This window comes from Vibrio sp. NH-7 (assembly GCF_053643215.1).
Genome location: NZ_CM132187.1, coordinates 2,795,618 through 2,811,598, shown reverse-complemented (window position 1 = coordinate 2,811,598; position 15,981 = coordinate 2,795,618). Strand labels below are relative to the sequence as shown.

Here is a 15,981-nt window from a genome sequence, read left to right as displayed (position 1 = left end):
ATTGGAGAATACCCATGGAACGGATTACGGTCAGCTTAGGCGAACGTAGCTATCCAATCTCAATTGGTGCCGGATTGTTTAATAATCCGGCCCACCTTTCTTTCTTAGCGCAGAAACAAAAAGTGGTGGTGATTTCTAATGTCACTGTAGCGCCACTTTATGCCGACAAAACCCTCTCTTTACTTGACCAGCTTGGTTGTGAATCCTCGCTATTGGAACTGCCAGACGGTGAGCAATACAAATCACTCGAGACCTTCAATACCGTAATGAGTTACTTGCTAGAAGGGAACTTCGCTCGTGATGTGGTTGTGATTGCGTTAGGTGGCGGTGTGATTGGCGATTTAGTCGGATTTTCAGCTGCTTGTTACCAGCGTGGCGTTGATTTTATTCAGATCCCAACCACGCTTCTGTCACAAGTGGACTCTTCGGTTGGCGGAAAAACCGCAGTCAACCACCCGCTAGGTAAAAACATGATTGGTGCTTTTTACCAACCTAAAGCGGTGGTGATCGACACCGATTGTTTGAAAACACTCCCTGAACGTGAGTTTGCGGCGGGTATCGCTGAAGTAATCAAGTACGGCATTATCTACGATCAGGACTTTTTTGTTTGGTTAGAAGAAAACCTAGACAAGCTTTACGCTCTCGATGAAACCGCACTGACTTACGCAATCGCGCGCTGTTGTGAGATTAAGGCAGAGGTTGTGGCTCAAGACGAAAAAGAGTCAGGCATTCGTGCATTGCTGAACTTAGGGCATACCTTTGGCCACGCGATTGAGGCGGAACTTGGGTACGGCAACTGGCTTCATGGCGAGGCGGTCTCATCTGGCACTGTCATGGCGGCAAAAACGGCCCAGCTTCATGGGCTTATCTCTGAAGCGCAAGTTGAGCGAATTGTCTCTATACTTAAAAAAGCAAAACTTCCTGTACACACTCCAGAGCAAATGACGTTTGACGATTTTATGCGTCATATGATGCGCGATAAAAAAGTGTTGGCGGGTGAGCTTCGACTGGTGTTACCAACAAGCATTGGTACCGCAGACGTTGTAAAAGGTGTACCTGAAGCCATTATCAAGCAAGCAATTGATTTTGGTCGCGATATTTAATCTTACCTTGGTGTGATACCAGCCCAGAAAACAGCTCAACAATTCGTTGTATAAGCCGCTGAGTTGGTATCTTTGAGTATTATCTTTAGGGTGGCGGATGAACATGGCGCATGACTCGCATGTGTTGGAGTTAGACTCTCAAGTAGAATTGCTTGAGAGACTGCAGTTGTTGACTAACTTTGGTTCTAACTTAGTGACGATCGCTGGTGATAACGGCGCGGGTAAAACTTGGCTCGCTCAGCGTTATCTTGAAGCGTGGGCATTAGAGAAGAATCAAGCATTGCTGCTGTGTTTTCCGAATCAAGATGATGAACAACGTCGCATGACGGTATTGTCGCAGTTGGTGTCGGAGCCGCTTTTTAATCCCTCAGACTCTTTGGTGGAATCTTTCGTCAGAATGATGGAAGGGGAAGCGTGTGACATTGTTATCACCATTGATGATGCGCATTTACTCAGTGAGTCGTTTATTTCAGAGCTATGGATGTTGGTTCTGGAATCTCAGCAAAACCCACTTTGGACCGCTAATGTCTTGTTGTTTGCACAGTCAAACACACTGGATGCATTGCTCACGCGTCTAAGTTATGGGCAAGAACACAAACCCATTGATCTCGAGATCGATGCCCTTTCCGAGTCGGAAGCGGATCGATTTTTTGAGCAATTGGTGGTTAGATATGTTGAAGATGACATGGAGAAGCGAGTACGTAATGCGTATCGCACAGTGGCTCGCCGTCCTGGCGAAATAATGGCATTAGGGGATCACAAAGTGGAAAAAAGGATCATTATCCGTTCGATTATCGGCTCGCCTATCAATATCGCCTTAGTGGTGGTGACTCTCCTGCTACTTGTTGGGGCTGGCTACTGGTGGATGATGTCTCAGCCTTCACCAAACGATAAGATGCAGCAGATCACGCAGTCTGTTGAACAAACCGTGATACCGACGCTACCCGATGCCACTTCTAGCGCAGAATCAACCGAATCTAACTCAGCAATCATTACCCCAGATCCTGTGGTTGACCCTATGCTGGCAAGCGCCGAAGATGACTCGCAATCTTTGCCGCCAGCCGTAACGAGCGAAGTGACGAGTGTCGGCAGCAGTGATGATGGGCATCAACGCGTGGTGATTACCTCAGAAGTGGTTGACGCCCTGCTTGATGACAAACCAGAAACGGTGGACACTTCGGCGATTGACCAAGTGGTTGAGGCGTCGATTCCTGAAGATGAAACACCAGAGCCTGAAAGTGCATCTGAGCCAGAAGTCGCACCGCAACCCGTCGTGAACTTTTCTTTCACCAAAGAGGAGCTGAAAGCATTTTCACCACGCAGCTATACCTTGCAATTGGCAGCGGTGACTGATTTAGCTGATGTACAAGCATTCCTCGACACCTATCAACTCAAACAGAACGTTTATATCTACCCAACTGTCCGCAATGATGTGGAATGGTTCATTATCACCTACGATAACTTCCCGACCATCCAAGTCGCTCGAGATGGCGTGGCAGAACTCTCCGATGAGTTACAACAGCTTGAACCTTGGGCAAAATCACTGAGTCAGGTTCATAGAGAGATTGAACGCGGAAAATAGTCTGAGATTCGACGCAAAATATGTTACATTCCGCAGCCTCGATTTTGGTTGATAGATAGAGCAGTAGATGAAGAAGCAGCGTGCCTTCCTGAAATGGGCGGGTGGAAAATACGGACTTGTCGAAGATATCCAGCGTCACTTGCCAGAGGCACGTAAGCTGGTGGAGCCGTTCGTTGGTGCTGGTTCTGTATTCCTAAACACGGACTATGAACAATATCTGCTGGCGGATATCAATCCAGATTTGATCAACTTATACAACCTGCTCAAAGACGACCCGCAGACGTATATCTCTGAAGCCAAGCGTTGGTTTTGCCCAGAGAACAACCGAAAAGAGGCGTATCTGCATATTCGTGAGCAGTTTAACGCGACAGATGACGTGATGTATCGCTCGCTCGCCTTCTTGTACATGAACCGTTTTGGTTTTAATGGCTTGTGCCGTTACAACAAAAAGGGTGGTTTTAATGTCCCATTCGGTTCTTACAAAAAGCCTTATTTCCCAGAAGCCGAACTCGAATTTTTTGCTGAGAAAGCTAAGAAAGCGACGTTCGTATGCGAAGGCTATCATGACACCTTCAAACGAGCGCGCAAAGGCAGCGTGGTCTATTGCGATCCACCGTATGCCCCCCTTTCGACAACGGCAAACTTTACCTCTTACGCAGGCAATGGGTTTACTCTTGATGATCAAGCCGCATTGGCAGATGTCGCGGAGCGCGCAGCCACAGAGCGCAGTATTCCTGTTCTAATTTCCAACCACGATACAACGCTAACCCGACGCCTCTATCATGGTGCGGAGCTGAATGTGGTTAAAGTGAAACGTACCATCAGTCGCAATGGCGCAGGGCGCAACAAGGTCGACGAGCTTCTTGCTCTATTCCGCCCTGTTTCAGGCAAATAATCACATTTCATTACGCTTCCCTATCTTCTGACCTTTAGCTTAGGTAGAATTGCGCGCAAAGTTTCTTCAGTGTGCAATGATGCCAATTACTACTAGAGGTCAGGTATGAAAGATTTCCTTATCGCTCCATCAATTTTGTCTGCGGATATGGCTCGTCTTGGTGAAGACGTAGAGAAAGTGCTCGCAGCTGGTGCTGATGTGGTTCACTTTGACGTAATGGATAACCACTACGTACCTAACTTGACTTTTGGTGCCCCGATTTGTCAGGCACTGCGTGATTACGGGATTACTGCTCCTATCGATGTGCATCTTATGGTGAAGCCAGTTGACCGCATTATCCCCGATTTCGCGAAAGCGGGCGCGTCAATGATCACCTTCCATATCGAAGCGTCTGAGCATGTTGACCGCACGCTTCAGCTGATCAAGGAGCACGGCTGTAAAGCAGGTGTGGTTCTAAACCCAGCAACACCACTTTCTCACCTTGAGTACATTATCGATAAAGTTGACATGATTTTGTTGATGTCGGTGAACCCAGGTTTTGGCGGCCAATCTTTCATTCCTAAAACACTCGATAAGCTGCGTGCCGTTCGTAAGATGATTGACGAATCGGGTCGTGATATTCGCCTTGAAATCGATGGTGGTGTGAAAGTGGAAAACATCAAAGAAATCGCGGAAGCGGGCGCAGATATGTTTGTTGCAGGCTCTGCAATCTTCAACCAGCCAGACTACAAAGAAGTGATTGACCAGATGCGCGCTGAGCTAGCAAAGGTTAACTAATTCAATGAGCAACATAAAATTAATCGCATTCGATTTGGACGGAACGCTGCTCGATAGCGTTCCAGATCTGGCCGTCGCGGCAGACCAAGCGGTACAAGCGCTGGGTTACCCAGCAGTAACGGAAGCGCAAGTCCGTGACTACGTCGGCAATGGTGCAGACGTACTTATTGGTCGTTCGTTAAGTCGTAGCCTAACGGTATCACCAGATTTGTCTTCTGAGCTATTGGCTAAGGCTCGAGTGTTATTTGATGACTACTACGAAAAGAGCGGTCACAAACTGAGCCACCTCTACCCAGCAGTAAAAGAGACCTTAGCCGAGCTGCACAAAGCGGGCTTCACTATGGCGCTTGTAACCAACAAGCCATCGAAGTTTGTCCCTGAAGTATTAGCCAAGCATGGTATCGATAAGTACTTTGTCGATGTGATTGGTGGTGATACCTTCCCTGAGAAGAAGCCAAATCCAATGGCGTTGAACTGGTTGCTTGAGAAACACAATTGTCAGCCGCAAGAGATGCTGATGGTGGGCGACTCTAGTAACGACATCAAAGCGGCGAAAAATGCGGGCTGCCACTCATTTGGTTTGACATACGGTTATAACCACGGTGAGCCTATCGCGGCATCGAATCCAGATTTTGTCGCCGACACCATCGCAGATTTGGTCGAAGCGGTCGCTGTTTCGGCGTAACGGCGACAAAAGATCTTCCAAAATACTCATCAATGAGTACACTGAGTAAACCGTGTCATTGGGTGGTAGACCCTGAATCGACACGGTTTTTCATTTATTTAGATTAAGAAGTCAAAGGAACTATTCCCATGAGCAAACCCATTGTATTGAGTGGTGTTCAACCATCAGGTGAACTAAGTATCGGTAACTACTTGGGTGCTCTACGTCAATGGCAGCAAATGCAAGACGATTACGATTGCCAATACTGTGTGGTAGACCTTCACGCAATTACGGTTCGCCAAGACCCGAAAGCGCTGCATGAAGCGACCCTCGACGCATTAGCAATCTGTCTCGCCGTTGGTGTTGATCCGCAAAAGAGCACGCTATTTGTTCAGTCACATGTACCAGAGCATGCTCAACTTGGTTGGCTTCTTAACTGTTACACCCAAATGGGTGAGCTGAGCCGTATGACTCAGTTTAAAGATAAGTCAGCACGTTACTCGAAAGACTCTTCTAGCCAGTTTGGTGATGTCAATGTTGGTCTGTTTGATTACCCTGTGTTGATGGCGGCTGACATTCTGCTTTATGGCGCACATCAAGTGCCAGTTGGCAGTGACCAGAAGCAGCACTTAGAGCTAGCACGTGATGTTGCGAACCGTTTTAACAACATCTACTCGCCTGAGCAGCCAATCTTCCAAGTGCCAGAGCCGTACATTCCAACCGTGAATGCGCGTGTCATGAGCTTGCAGGATGCGACGAAGAAGATGTCCAAGTCGGATGATAACCGTAAGAACGTGATTACGCTTTTGGAAGAGCCGAAGTCGATTCTTAAGAAGATCAACAAGGCGCAAACCGACACAGAAACGCCACCGCGTATTGCCCACGATTGGGACAACAAAGCGGGTATTTCGAACCTAATGGGTCTGTACTCTGCGGCGACAGGTATGAGCTTTGAAGAAATTGAAGCGAAGTACCAAGGCGTTGAAATGTACGGTCCATTTAAGAAAGACGTTGGTGAAGCTCTGGTTGCGATGCTTGAGCCGATTCAAGCTGAATACCACCGTATTCGTGCCGACCGTGCGTACATGGATCAAGTGATGAAGCAGGGTGCAGAGAAAGCATCTGCTCGCGCTGCAGAAACGTTGAAGAAAGCGTATGAAGCGGTGGGTTTTGTAGCTCGTCCATAACCCGCGAATTCATCCGATATAAAAACGGACTCCAAGGAGTCCGTTTTTTTGTCTTTGATGATTCTATTGAGCGCCTTCAAAGCCCATTTGTCGCCATGCTTCAAACGCAATAATTGCGACTGCGTTGGAGAGGTTTAAGCTCCGAGCGTCTGGCATCATCGGAATACGAATACGCTGTGCCATTGACATGCTTTCAATGAGCTCTGCAGGTAAACCACGCGTCTCTGGGCCAAACAACAATACGTCACCTTTTTGAAAGTTTGCATCGACGTGATGACCCGTTGTTTTCGTAGTACAAGCAAAGATTCGATAGTCACCACGCTCTTTTTCAAGGTACTCGACAAAGGCTTGATAATCTTTATGGCGAGTGACTCGCGCGAGATCGTGGTAGTCCAATCCTGCGCGGCGCACTTTCTTCTCCTCTAAATCAAAACCTAATGGCTCGATCAGGTGAAGGTTAGCACCACAATTGGCACACAAGCGGATAATGTTGCCCGTATTTGGGGCGATCTCTGGCTCATAAAGGGCGATATCAAACATGTTGTTATTCTTGCACTATGGAATTTAGGTCAGAAAGTATAAGGTCACAACGAATGACCGCCAAGCCTGACATTGTGAGTATTCGTGTTTTCTCGCTTATTTACCTTGAGCAAGGGCGGCAGAATAGTTTTCGCTCACCGCATCCCAGTTCACCACATTCCACCACGCATCAATGTACTCTGGACGGCGGTTTTGATAACTGATGTAGTAGGCGTGCTCCCATACATCTAAAGCAAGGATAGGTTCACCCTGAATGTCGGCAACATCCATAAGTGGGTTATCTTGATTGGTGGTTGAGGTGACATGAAGTTCGCCCTCTTTGACGATCAACCAGGCAAAACCAGAGCCGAAAGTATTAATCGCCGCCTCAGTGAACAATTGCTGAAATTGAGCAAAGCTACCAAACTGAGCGATGATCGCCTCAAGCAAATGACCGTTTGGTGCGCCGCCACCATTTGGTTTCATGCAGTTCCAATAAAGAATATGGTTGTAGTAACCCCCGCCATTATTGCGAATCGCAGGTGGGTGATTGGAGATTGTCGCGAAAATCTCGCTAAGGCTTGTGGACTCGAGTTCGCTGTCTTTGATCGCTGCGGTAAACTTGTCAAAGTAAGTGCGGTGATGCTTGCTGTAATGCACTTCCATGGTTTTTGCATCAATATAGGGTTCTAGTGCATCGTAAGCATAAGGCAGTTCTGGAAAGGTGTGAGACATAGTAAATCCTCCATAATTGAAGGATTTACTATAAATGATAATGAGATCCATTATCAACTAAGTGTTTGTAGGGTTATTCACCAATGCTTAAAGGGAGAGTGATTTCCACGCGAAGTCCGCCCAGTGGACTGCGTGTCGCAACGATGTGACCACTATGCTGGCGAATGGCACTTTCGGTTATTGTAAGACCAAGTCCTGTGCCGCCGCTGTGTCTATCTCGAGCGGTGGAGACGCGGTAAAACGGTCTGAAAATCGCTTCCAGTTCATGGTCAGGTACCCCCTCCCCATTGTCATCCACGATAATAGTGATCTGCTGATCGGACTCGGTAAATTGGATGTCGATACGATCCTGACCGTAATAGATTGCATTACGGACAATGTTGTCGAGGGCACTCATCAATAGCTTAGGTGTCCCAGAGATGATTCGGTCAGGGATTGGAGTGAAGGTGAGGTTTTTCCCCATTTGCTCCGCTTCAAACTGGGCATCCGCCAAGATGGCTTCCCATAGACTGCTCAATGGCTGCTTTTCTCGTGTTAGGTGGCTATCTGCTTGCATGCGCGACAGTTCCAATAGCTCACCAATCATCTGCTCAAGCCGCTGAGCTTCGGTATCAATTCTTGTCAGCTCTGGGCTCTCTCCTTGTTTTCTGGTCGCAAGCGCACTGGCCATCCTTAGCCGAGTCAGTGGTGAACGCAGTTCATGTGAAATGTCAGACAGCAGGCGTTGCTGGCCCGAAATCATTTGATTCACCGCTTCTACCATTTGGTTAAAGCTCGCGCCTGCTTGGCGAAACTCACTGGTGCCTTTTTCCAGTTCTGGATCGACAATGAACTCACCTTTTGCTACCCGTTGGGCGGCTCGCTCCAACTTGCGTGCTGGCTGGCTCAATGCCCACGCCAACCAAAGCAGTAACGGTGTGCTGACTAGCATAACGGCAAACAGCAGTTGGAAAGGCTTATCAAACATGCGCAGTAAAAATGGCGGTGGCTCATTCCACTTCACGCCGATGTAGAGCAGTAAGTCTTGTTTCGCCAAAGTGACGGGCAGCGGACCGGCAACCATATAGTGGCCGTACAGTTTTTGCTGCGGCTGACCAGGCACGTCGATACTAGTGATGAAGTTTTGCAGTGCGCGGTAACGAAAGTTTTTTCGGTCTTGAGTTGTCAGTATGTTGCCGTCTTGGTCGGTCACGAAAAAGCGAGGACGCGGATCTTTAGGCGAACGATTAGGTCCTTCTAGGTTAAAGAGCACCCTGGCTAAGTTGTCATCTTGTGCGTATCGTTTTTCAATACTGCGCGTGATGTCTACCAAGCGGTTGTAATGGTCGGCAGGAATATCACGGGCTTTACGCGGATCAAGGTGAGGAAGCGATAAGACCGCCACCAAGACAAGAAGCATGGTGAACCAGAAAATAGCAAAAATACGACCATACAAGCTGGTGATTTTGGGTAAACGCATCAATCTTCCTCAACCAGTAAGTAGCCACGACCTCGCAGCGTTTTTATTCTCGATTTGCCGTCACTTCGTTCAGGTAATTTTTTACGTAAGTTAGAGACGTGCATGTCGATGGCACGGTCAAAGGCAGCAAGGCGTTTCCCTAACACATCCAAACTGAGTACTTCTTTGGTGAGCGTTTCTCCTGGGTGTTGGACAAAGTGGCTGAGCAGCGCAAACTCTGTGGTGGTTAGCTCTATCAGCTGCTCTTGGCAGTAAGCCTCTTGTTTACCGGGGAAAATTTGGATGTCTTGATATTCAATGCAGTCGGTGCGTTTATCTGATTTGGTAGTGGTACTCGACTGAGTTCTGCGCAAAATTGCTCGCATTCTTGCCAACAGTTCTCGATCACTGAATGGTTTGGGTAGGTAGTCATCAGCGCCAAGTTCCAGTCCAATGACACGATCGATCTCTTCCCCTTTGGCTGTCAGCATCAATACCGGGGTGTCCCAGTTTTCCCTGAGTCGTTTCAGCGTTTCCATGCCATTGAGCTTAGGCATCATCACATCAAGCAAAATGAGGTCAATGCGGTCATCAAGCTTTTCCAACCCTTCTTCACCATTGTTGGCTTCGGTTACGTCAAACCCTTCGAAGGTCAGCACTTCGTTTAATAAGCTCGTCAGTTCGATGTCATCGTCAATGAGTAGGATGTTTGGCATGGGGAAATCTCTTTATCTGGGGATACGCTAAGTTTACTGCGAAATGAGCAGGAGATTGAGTGCAAATTGAGCTCTTTACGCTTCTTTACGCTCGCTAAACGTTGCTTTACGTAGCATGTCGTATTCTACACTCAAGCGCTGCAGAGAAAGGCAGCTTAATCCAACAAATACAGTGAAAGGTACGATTATGAAAATGGCAAAAAAATTAGTAGTAGCGGCAGTTGTTCTTCCTCTGACTTTAGGTACTGCAAGTGCCTTCGCGTTTGGTGGCAAAGATCATAAGAAAGGTGGTCACGGTGAATGCGGCGGTGGTTTTGACCGCGGTATGATGCGCCAGCTAGATCTTACTGATGCACAAAAAGAACAACTGAAAGAGATGCGCGAAGCGGGCAAGCAAGAGATGAAAGCCAACTTTAAAGGCAATTTTTCGGAGCGTCAGGCAGAGATGCAAGCTCACCACGCAAAAGTACAGCAGTTAGTTCTGGCTGATAATTTCGACCAAGCTGCTGCGGATGAACTTGCGAAGGCGATGGTTGAGAAGCAGACCGAGCGCAAAGTGAAAATGCTGGAGAAGCAGCATCAAATGCTTAGTATTTTAACGCCGGAACAGAAAGCGAAGTTTACTGAACTGCAGCAAGAGCGAATGGGCAAATGCGCAGAGAAAATGCAAAAGCGTTTCGCAGACAAGTAATGATATTTGTGTGAATAAGCGGCCAGATGGTCGCTTTTTTTATGCCATTTTTATTCAACATGTGAGGCGTTATACTAAGAGTATGTTTGTTTATTGATCAATTGTTTATGAAACATGAATATGCGCGCCTTGTGACCATGGCGGCTTGGACGGCGACCATAGTGGCAACCTTATTGTTGATTGTTAAGGTTGGTGCTTGGTGGGTGACGGGGTCGGTGAGCTTACTGGCATCGCTGATCGATTCGATGCTGGATATTGCTGCCTCGTTGGTGAATTTAGTCGTGGTTCGATACTCTCTTCAGCCCGCAGACAGAGAGCATGCCTTTGGACACGGTAAAGCGGAGTCGTTGGCGGCATTGGCTCAAGCAATGTTTATTTCTGGATCGGCGGTCTTTCTGATTCTTAATGGTATCGACCGATTCTTTAGACCTCATGATCTTCAATCCCCCGAGTATGGTGTTTACGTTAGCCTGTTCGCCATTGCGGTGACATTTGCACTAGTGCGTTTTCAAAAGCATGTGGTGAAGAAAACAGGCAGCCAAGCCATTGCGGCTGACTCGCTTCACTATGAGTCCGATCTTTATATGAACGCTGCGATCATGTTAGCGCTCGGGTTGAGTTGGTTTGGTATTAAGCAGGCGGATGCTGTGTTCGCTGTGGGAATTGGCATCTACATCCTGTACAGCGCATTTAAAATGGTTCGTGAAGCGACGCAAACCCTATTGGACCGCAAGCTACCAGACAGCGAACTCAACGACATTCGCAGCGTGTGTCTCTCTGTTCCGGGGGTATTAGGGGTTCACCAGTTGCGCACGCGAATGTCTGGCCCGACACGTTTTATCCAGTTGCACTTAGAGCTAGAAGATCAGCTCGCATTAATTGAAGCGCATCGAATCTCTGACGAAGTAGAAGATAAACTTCTTGAACTGTTTCCTGAGTCGGATGTACTGATCCATCAAGACCCTTATTCTGTGGTCTTTGGAGCGGAAAGAGTGCAGAAATCTCAAGATTGGTAATTGAGGTTAGCGCGACAAAGCATCACTTATTGACTATCTTTTCAGCGGGTTCACTTTTAACTGTGATCCTGATGTGTATCAAGTAAGTGAAATTGCAAAGCTGTAATACTCTTACATAAGTAGAAAAGTTACATAATTTCGTGCAAATAAAAGTAGTATTCCTAGTTAGGAAAGGTAACATATTGCACAGTTAAGGAATTAAGTCAGACGCTTAATGTAAGCTGCTGACGTAAAAATTGAAATAAGATTCCCAAAAATCGAGGGTGAGCATGATTAAGAAGATCGGTGTCTTAACAAGTGGCGGTGACGCACCTGGTATGAACGCAGCTGTTCGTGGCGTAGTACGTACTGCACTGTCAGAAGGGTTAGAAGTCTACGGCGTGTTTGATGGCTACCTAGGCCTGTATGAAGACCGTATCCAGAAACTGGATCGTTCAAGCGTTTCTGACGTGATCAACAGGGGTGGTACTTTTCTAGGTTCTGCGCGTTTCCCAGAATTCAAAGAAGTAGAAGTGCGTCAAAAAGCGATCGAAAACCTACAAAAGCACGGCATTGAAGCGTTAGTGGTTATTGGTGGTGACGGCTCTTACATGGGTGCGAAGAAACTGACTGAAATGGGTTACCCATGTATCGGTCTTCCTGGCACTATCGATAACGATATCGCAGGTACAGATTACACCATCGGTTACCTAACTGCGTTAAACACAGTTATTGATGCGATTGACCGTCTACGTGATACCTCATCTTCTCACCAACGTATTTCGATTGTTGAGATCATGGGTCGCCACTGTGGCGATTTAACTCTTATGTCTGCGATTGCAGGTGGTTGTGAGTACATCATCACACCGGAAACGGGTCTAGACAAAGAGAAGCTGATCAGCAATATCCAAGACGGTATTGCAAAAGGTAAGAAGCACGCCATTATTGCGCTGACAGAGCTTATGATGGATGCAAATGAACTAGCGAAAGAGATTGAAGCGGCAACAGGTCGTGAAACTCGTGCGACAGTTCTTGGCCACATTCAGCGTGGCGGTCGTCCAACTGCGTTCGACCGTGTTCTTGCTTCTCGCATGGGTAACTATGCCGTTCATCTATTGATGGATGGTCACGGTGGTCGTTGTGTCGGTATCCAAAAAGAGCAGTTGGTTCACCATGACATCATTGACGCTATCGAGAACATGAAGCGTCCAGTTCGTGAAGACCTATTCAAGGTTGCAGAAGAGCTATTCTAAGTTTTACGCTTAAGCACAGATAAAAAAGCCAGTTGGGAAACCAACTGGCTTTTTGTTTATGGGTGTCCCGTCCTGAAATGTGTTTACACATTGAGGACGAATTATGACTACTTCAAATAAACTCTACATTAAGCGCACTCAGCGTGATTACACACTAGGCTTTAAATTGCAGGTTGTTGATGCCGTAGAAAAAGGCGAAATGACCTACAAGCAAGCACAAGCCATCTATGGTATCCAAGGTCGCTCAACTGTTTTAACTTGGCTGAGAAAGCACGGAAAAATGGATTGGACGCAAAACCCAAGGAGAAACGCTATGCATAAAACGACCAAACCTAGTGAGTCTCCCGCTCAAAAAATTAAACGTCTTGAAAAAGAACTCGAAGATGAGCGAATAAGAAATCTGTTCTTGAATGAAGTGGTTGATATTCTTGACGCTGAGCATGGGACAAGCCTAAGAAAAAAGTATCTCGCCAAGGAGCGAGAAGCCTTCAAAAACAAAAAGGGGTCAGTCTAGCTAGAATTTGCCGCTTATGTGGCATATCGAGACAAAGTGTTTACCAAGGAGAAAAGCGAGCAGCTGCCCGTCAAATTAAGCTCGCTCCCGTAAAGCAAATGGTTTTAGAGCTCCGACGTTATATGCCTCGAGTTGGAACAAGAAAACTGTATTTCTTACTCAAGCCAAAGCTAGAAAAAGCAGGCATTAAACTAGGTCGGGATGCGCTCTTTGACTACTTACGCAATGAGAGACTTCTTGTTCGACCAAAACGTAGTTTTATCAAGACAACCAATAGCCAACACTGGATGCAAAAGCATCCTAACTTACTGAAGGATCTTAAGCCGAGTCATCCCGAAGAAGTATTGGTCAGCGATATCACCTACGTCCAATCGGATAAAGGTGTTCACTATTTATCTCTGGTTACAGACGCATTTAGTCGAAAAATCATGGGGTATGAGTTGAGTCATGAGATGAAAGCAACAGATGTTGTAAAAGCTCTGCGTAAGGCAATAAGAGCGCGTCAATATCGATGCTCTTGCATTCATCACTCAGACCGCGGTCTTCAATACTGCTCAACAGTTTATCAAGAGCAGCTGAAAAGTGGGAGCATAAAGCCATCCATGACCGATGGGTATGACTGCTACCAGAATGCGTTAGCAGAGAGAGTCAACGGGATACTAAAACAAGAGTTCCTACTCAATAGGTGTCAAGACATCAAAGAACTCAACCAACTAGTAAAAGAGTCTATTAGTATCTATAACAATATGAGACCGCATCTTAGTCTCGGGATGAAAACCCCAAATGAGGTTCATGGAAAAAGCCAACTGCTAACGCAGTTGGCTTAGTATAAAACTGTCAACGTATTTTAGGACGAGACAGGGATCAGGTTAGTTGACTAGCATGGTTGAAAGTACGTAACCAACAGTCGTTGCCGTGACCACACCAATGAAACCAGGCAGTAAGAAACTGTGGTTAAGTACATACTTGCCAATCTGTGTTGTACCAGAGCGGTCAAAGGTTATCGCCGCTAAGTCACTTGGATAGAATGGGAAGAAGAAGTAGGCGTAACAAGCCGGGAGTACACCAATCAGCACTGGCGCAGGAATCCCCATCGCGAAGCCAAGTGGTAGCATGATGGTGAGCACCGCAGCTTGGCTCTTCAAGAAGACCGAGACCACAAACATCGCAATCGCAAAGGTCCATGGGTGGGCAGCAACAATGTCACTGACTAGGCTAATCAGGTACGGTTTGTGGAAACCGATGATGGTGTCACTCATCCATGCAATACCAAAGATGATGATGACGGCGGTCATACCCGCAATGAAGACATTGCTGTGAACGATCTTCTTCGGCTCAACTTTCGTGGTGAGGAGAATCAGAGCACCAACAGACAACATCAAGAACTGAATAGCCACCGACATTTTCACTCCAGCTGGTAGCAATCCGAGATCTTTACCAAACATGGCAACAAAGATGACGGTAGCGATACCCGCTAAGAAAATCGCCAATCCTTTTTTTGCCACGCCTTCGTGTGCTGGGCTCTCATCTTCTTCACTGGAAGCATCAATCAGTTGTGCCTTGAATTCAGGGTCTTGGCAACGCTCAATAAATGCTGGATCTTGGTCGAGCTCTTTACCACGTTTCAGGCTCCATAAGCAGCCAACCAATACGCCGATTAACGTTGCCGGTATAGTAACGAGCAAAACGTTGACCAAGCTGATGTCTAAGTGGTTATCGGCGGCTGTCGCCATGACCACGGCCGCAGCTGCCGCAATAGGACTCGCCGTAATCCCCATTTGAGAGGCAACGGTTGCCATCGCCATAGGGCGCTCTGGGCGGATACCTTTTTTGTAGGCGACATCGTAAATCACGGGCAGAAGTGGGTAAACCGAGTGACCAGTGCCAACCAATACGGTAAGGGAGTAAGTACAGAGCGGTCCAAGAAAGACGATTTGACTTGGATGTTTACGCAGTAAACGCTCGGCAAATTTCACGAGCAGTTTTAGGCCCCCTGTCGCTTCCAACGTAGCGGACGCGGCAACCACGGCCAAAATAATCAGCATGACACTAATTGGTGGTGAACCTGGAGCGACCCCAAATACAAACGCGAGAACCGAAACGCCTAGGCCCCCGAGTAGACCAAAAGCAATGCCTCCATGGCGGATACCGATAAATATCACCGTCAGAAGCAGAAGCATATGTACGTAAAACATAATCAAACCCTACAAGGTAACAGAAGTAGGGTTCATGCTATCCAAAAGTGGTAGGTGGAAATGTGAAGTTCTATGCTTATCTGGCACAGAGTTTGCGTTATCGGCGGCTTCTTTGTTTTTTGTCAAATTGCGGCGCAGTAACCATCGTCAGGTTGCTAATTCGCCGCAACGATCATGGTTTTGGACGCGAGATTTTCCGGCTATGGAATTTTTGGTGTACACCACGGCGCAGTGCTTTGACCCTGTTTTCGGCTCTGTCGACCCCAAGCAGTACGCTCAGTACCAGCAGAGTAATAACAACCGATTGCTGCAAGTACCCCAAACCAATCATCATTCCAAGCGCAGCAAGCACCCAAATGACGGCTGCCGACGTGACGCCATGAATCTTGCCATCGAGCGTCATCATGACCCCTGCACCAAGAAAACCAACCCCAGTAATGATTTGTCCGAGCACGCGAGCTTGGTCTAGCGTATTGGGTGACAAGGAGACAGCCATTGACATAAATAAGTAAGTCCCCGATATGATCAGTATCGAGGTGCGAATTCCAACGGGTTTGCCACGAGTCTGGCGCTCGACACCGACCAGAATGCCGTTGACGGCGCAGCAAAGTAGAGCAGGCCATGTGAATGGCCCAAGATCGAGAAATTGTTCGATTGATGGTTGCATTTTGACCTCCAAAGCGTCGGAGTATGCACAGGATAGCGTTGTCTATCGAA

Annotated in this window: 16 protein-coding genes; 10 read left to right on the top strand and 6 right to left on the bottom strand. The window is 47.3% G+C overall.

Annotation, left to right across the window (positions count from 1 at the left end):
- Nucleotides 1-14: 14 nt before the first annotated feature.
- The 6 genes from aroB (at nucleotide 15) to trpS (ending at nucleotide 6,208) form a co-directional block, all read left to right on the top strand.
- Entirely contained in the window at nucleotides 15-1,103 is a 1,089-nt protein-coding gene (gene aroB, locus ACUALS_RS13080; RefSeq protein WP_454448498.1) for a 3-dehydroquinate synthase, read from the top strand.
- A gap of 97 nt (nucleotides 1,104-1,200) precedes the next feature.
- Entirely contained in the window at nucleotides 1,201-2,685 is a 1,485-nt protein-coding gene (locus ACUALS_RS13075) for an AAA family ATPase (RefSeq protein ID WP_454448497.1), read from the top strand.
- Between the two features lie 67 nt (nucleotides 2,686-2,752).
- Nucleotides 2,753-3,580: a Dam family site-specific DNA-(adenine-N6)-methyltransferase gene (locus tag ACUALS_RS13070; protein ID WP_005474179.1), complete on the top strand. Its 828-nt coding sequence runs from the start codon at nucleotides 2,753-2,755 to the stop codon at nucleotides 3,578-3,580.
- A 105-nt stretch (nucleotides 3,581-3,685) separates the two neighbouring features.
- Nucleotides 3,686-4,357 carry a ribulose-phosphate 3-epimerase gene (rpe, locus tag ACUALS_RS13065; RefSeq protein WP_038141224.1) on the top strand — a complete coding sequence of 224 codons (672 nt, stop codon included), beginning with the start codon at nucleotides 3,686-3,688 and terminating at the stop codon, nucleotides 4,355-4,357.
- 4 nt (nucleotides 4,358-4,361) lie between these two features.
- Nucleotides 4,362-5,042, top strand: a complete 681-nt coding sequence (locus ACUALS_RS13060; RefSeq protein WP_269978522.1) for a phosphoglycolate phosphatase — start codon at nucleotides 4,362-4,364, stop codon at nucleotides 5,040-5,042.
- 128 nt (nucleotides 5,043-5,170) lie between these two features.
- A complete protein-coding gene (gene trpS / locus ACUALS_RS13055; RefSeq protein WP_038141229.1) occupies nucleotides 5,171-6,208 on the top strand; it encodes a tryptophan--tRNA ligase in 1,038 nt (345 codons plus the stop codon).
- A 63-nt stretch (nucleotides 6,209-6,271) separates the two neighbouring features.
- Here the strand turns inward: trpS and trmL are convergent, their stop codons facing one another.
- The 4 genes from trmL to ACUALS_RS13035 all read right to left on the bottom strand — a co-directional run bounded on the left by trmL (nucleotide 6,272) and on the right by ACUALS_RS13035 (nucleotide 9,616).
- A complete protein-coding gene (gene trmL / locus ACUALS_RS13050; RefSeq protein ID WP_454448496.1) occupies nucleotides 6,272-6,748 on the bottom strand; it encodes a tRNA (uridine(34)/cytosine(34)/5-carboxymethylaminomethyluridine(34)-2'-O)-methyltransferase TrmL in 477 nt (158 codons plus the stop codon).
- A gap of 96 nt (nucleotides 6,749-6,844) precedes the next feature.
- Entirely contained in the window at nucleotides 6,845-7,462 is a 618-nt protein-coding gene (locus ACUALS_RS13045; RefSeq protein ID WP_454448495.1) for a superoxide dismutase, read from the bottom strand.
- A gap of 73 nt (nucleotides 7,463-7,535) precedes the next feature.
- Nucleotides 7,536-8,921, bottom strand: coding sequence for an envelope stress sensor histidine kinase CpxA (cpxA, locus tag ACUALS_RS13040; RefSeq protein ID WP_454448494.1), 1,386 nt, complete (start codon nucleotides 8,919-8,921; stop codon nucleotides 7,536-7,538).
- A complete protein-coding gene (locus ACUALS_RS13035; protein WP_039627055.1) occupies nucleotides 8,921-9,616 on the bottom strand; it encodes a response regulator in 696 nt (231 codons plus the stop codon). The genes cpxA and ACUALS_RS13035 overlap by 1 nt, the downstream gene beginning before the upstream one ends.
- 187 nt (nucleotides 9,617-9,803) lie before the next feature.
- Here ACUALS_RS13035 and ACUALS_RS13030 point away from each other — a divergent pair, with 187 nt between their 5' ends.
- The 4 genes from ACUALS_RS13030 to ACUALS_RS13015 all read left to right on the top strand — a co-directional run bounded on the left by ACUALS_RS13030 (nucleotide 9,804) and on the right by ACUALS_RS13015 (nucleotide 13,896).
- Complete coding sequence (locus ACUALS_RS13030) at nucleotides 9,804-10,307, top strand: CpxP family protein (protein ID WP_038141240.1); 504 nt, start codon at nucleotides 9,804-9,806, stop codon at nucleotides 10,305-10,307.
- Between the two features lie 107 nt (nucleotides 10,308-10,414).
- A complete protein-coding gene (gene fieF, locus ACUALS_RS13025) occupies nucleotides 10,415-11,323 on the top strand; it encodes a CDF family cation-efflux transporter FieF (RefSeq protein ID WP_454448493.1) in 909 nt (302 codons plus the stop codon).
- 269 nt (nucleotides 11,324-11,592) lie between these two features.
- Nucleotides 11,593-12,555, top strand: a complete 963-nt coding sequence (pfkA, locus tag ACUALS_RS13020) for a 6-phosphofructokinase (RefSeq protein ID WP_331398705.1) — start codon at nucleotides 11,593-11,595, stop codon at nucleotides 12,553-12,555.
- A gap of 103 nt (nucleotides 12,556-12,658) precedes the next feature.
- Nucleotides 12,659-13,896, top strand: a protein-coding gene (locus ACUALS_RS13015) for an IS3 family transposase (protein ID WP_454448377.1) whose coding sequence is annotated in 2 segments (ribosomal slippage) — nucleotides 12,659-13,030 and nucleotides 13,033-13,896 — 1,236 coding nt in all. Because the reading frame shifts where the segments join, the coding sequence is not laid out codon by codon here.
- A gap of 42 nt (nucleotides 13,897-13,938) precedes the next feature.
- Here ACUALS_RS13015 and ACUALS_RS13010 read toward each other — a convergent pair.
- A complete protein-coding gene (locus ACUALS_RS13010) occupies nucleotides 13,939-15,264 on the bottom strand; it encodes an anaerobic C4-dicarboxylate transporter (RefSeq protein WP_038186767.1) in 1,326 nt (441 codons plus the stop codon).
- Nucleotides 15,265-15,436: 172 nt separating this feature from the next.
- Nucleotides 15,437-15,931 (bottom strand): MgtC/SapB family protein, encoded by a 495-nt coding sequence (locus ACUALS_RS13005; RefSeq protein ID WP_005476820.1) that lies wholly within the window; start codon nucleotides 15,929-15,931, stop codon nucleotides 15,437-15,439.
- Between the last annotated feature and the right edge of the window lie 50 nt (nucleotides 15,932-15,981).

What these genes read in the sequence shown, in the direction of transcription:
- aroB (WP_454448498.1), top strand. Translation starts at nt 15, where the DNA reads ATGGAACGGATTACGGTCAGCTTAGGCGAACGTAGCTATCCAATCTCA.
- ACUALS_RS13075 (WP_454448497.1), top strand. Translation starts at nt 1,201, where the DNA reads ATGAACATGGCGCATGACTCGCATGTGTTGGAGTTAGACTCTCAAGTA.
- ACUALS_RS13070 (WP_005474179.1), top strand. Translation starts at nt 2,753, where the DNA reads ATGAAGAAGCAGCGTGCCTTCCTGAAATGGGCGGGTGGAAAATACGGA.
- rpe (WP_038141224.1), top strand. Translation starts at nt 3,686, where the DNA reads ATGAAAGATTTCCTTATCGCTCCATCAATTTTGTCTGCGGATATGGCT.
- ACUALS_RS13060 (WP_269978522.1), top strand. Translation starts at nt 4,362, where the DNA reads ATGAGCAACATAAAATTAATCGCATTCGATTTGGACGGAACGCTGCTC.
- trpS (WP_038141229.1), top strand. Translation starts at nt 5,171, where the DNA reads ATGAGCAAACCCATTGTATTGAGTGGTGTTCAACCATCAGGTGAACTA.
- trmL (WP_454448496.1), bottom strand. Translation starts at nt 6,748, where the DNA reads ATGTTTGATATCGCCCTTTATGAGCCAGAGATCGCCCCAAATACGGGC.
- ACUALS_RS13045 (WP_454448495.1), bottom strand. Translation starts at nt 7,462, where the DNA reads ATGTCTCACACCTTTCCAGAACTGCCTTATGCTTACGATGCACTAGAA.
- cpxA (WP_454448494.1), bottom strand. Translation starts at nt 8,921, where the DNA reads ATGCGTTTACCCAAAATCACCAGCTTGTATGGTCGTATTTTTGCTATT.
- ACUALS_RS13035 (WP_039627055.1), bottom strand. Translation starts at nt 9,616, where the DNA reads ATGCCAAACATCCTACTCATTGACGATGACATCGAACTGACGAGCTTA.
- ACUALS_RS13030 (WP_038141240.1), top strand. Translation starts at nt 9,804, where the DNA reads ATGAAAATGGCAAAAAAATTAGTAGTAGCGGCAGTTGTTCTTCCTCTG.
- fieF (WP_454448493.1), top strand. Translation starts at nt 10,415, where the DNA reads ATGAAACATGAATATGCGCGCCTTGTGACCATGGCGGCTTGGACGGCG.
- pfkA (WP_331398705.1), top strand. Translation starts at nt 11,593, where the DNA reads ATGATTAAGAAGATCGGTGTCTTAACAAGTGGCGGTGACGCACCTGGT.
- ACUALS_RS13010 (WP_038186767.1), bottom strand. Translation starts at nt 15,264, where the DNA reads ATGTTTTACGTACATATGCTTCTGCTTCTGACGGTGATATTTATCGGT.
- ACUALS_RS13005 (WP_005476820.1), bottom strand. Translation starts at nt 15,931, where the DNA reads ATGCAACCATCAATCGAACAATTTCTCGATCTTGGGCCATTCACATGG.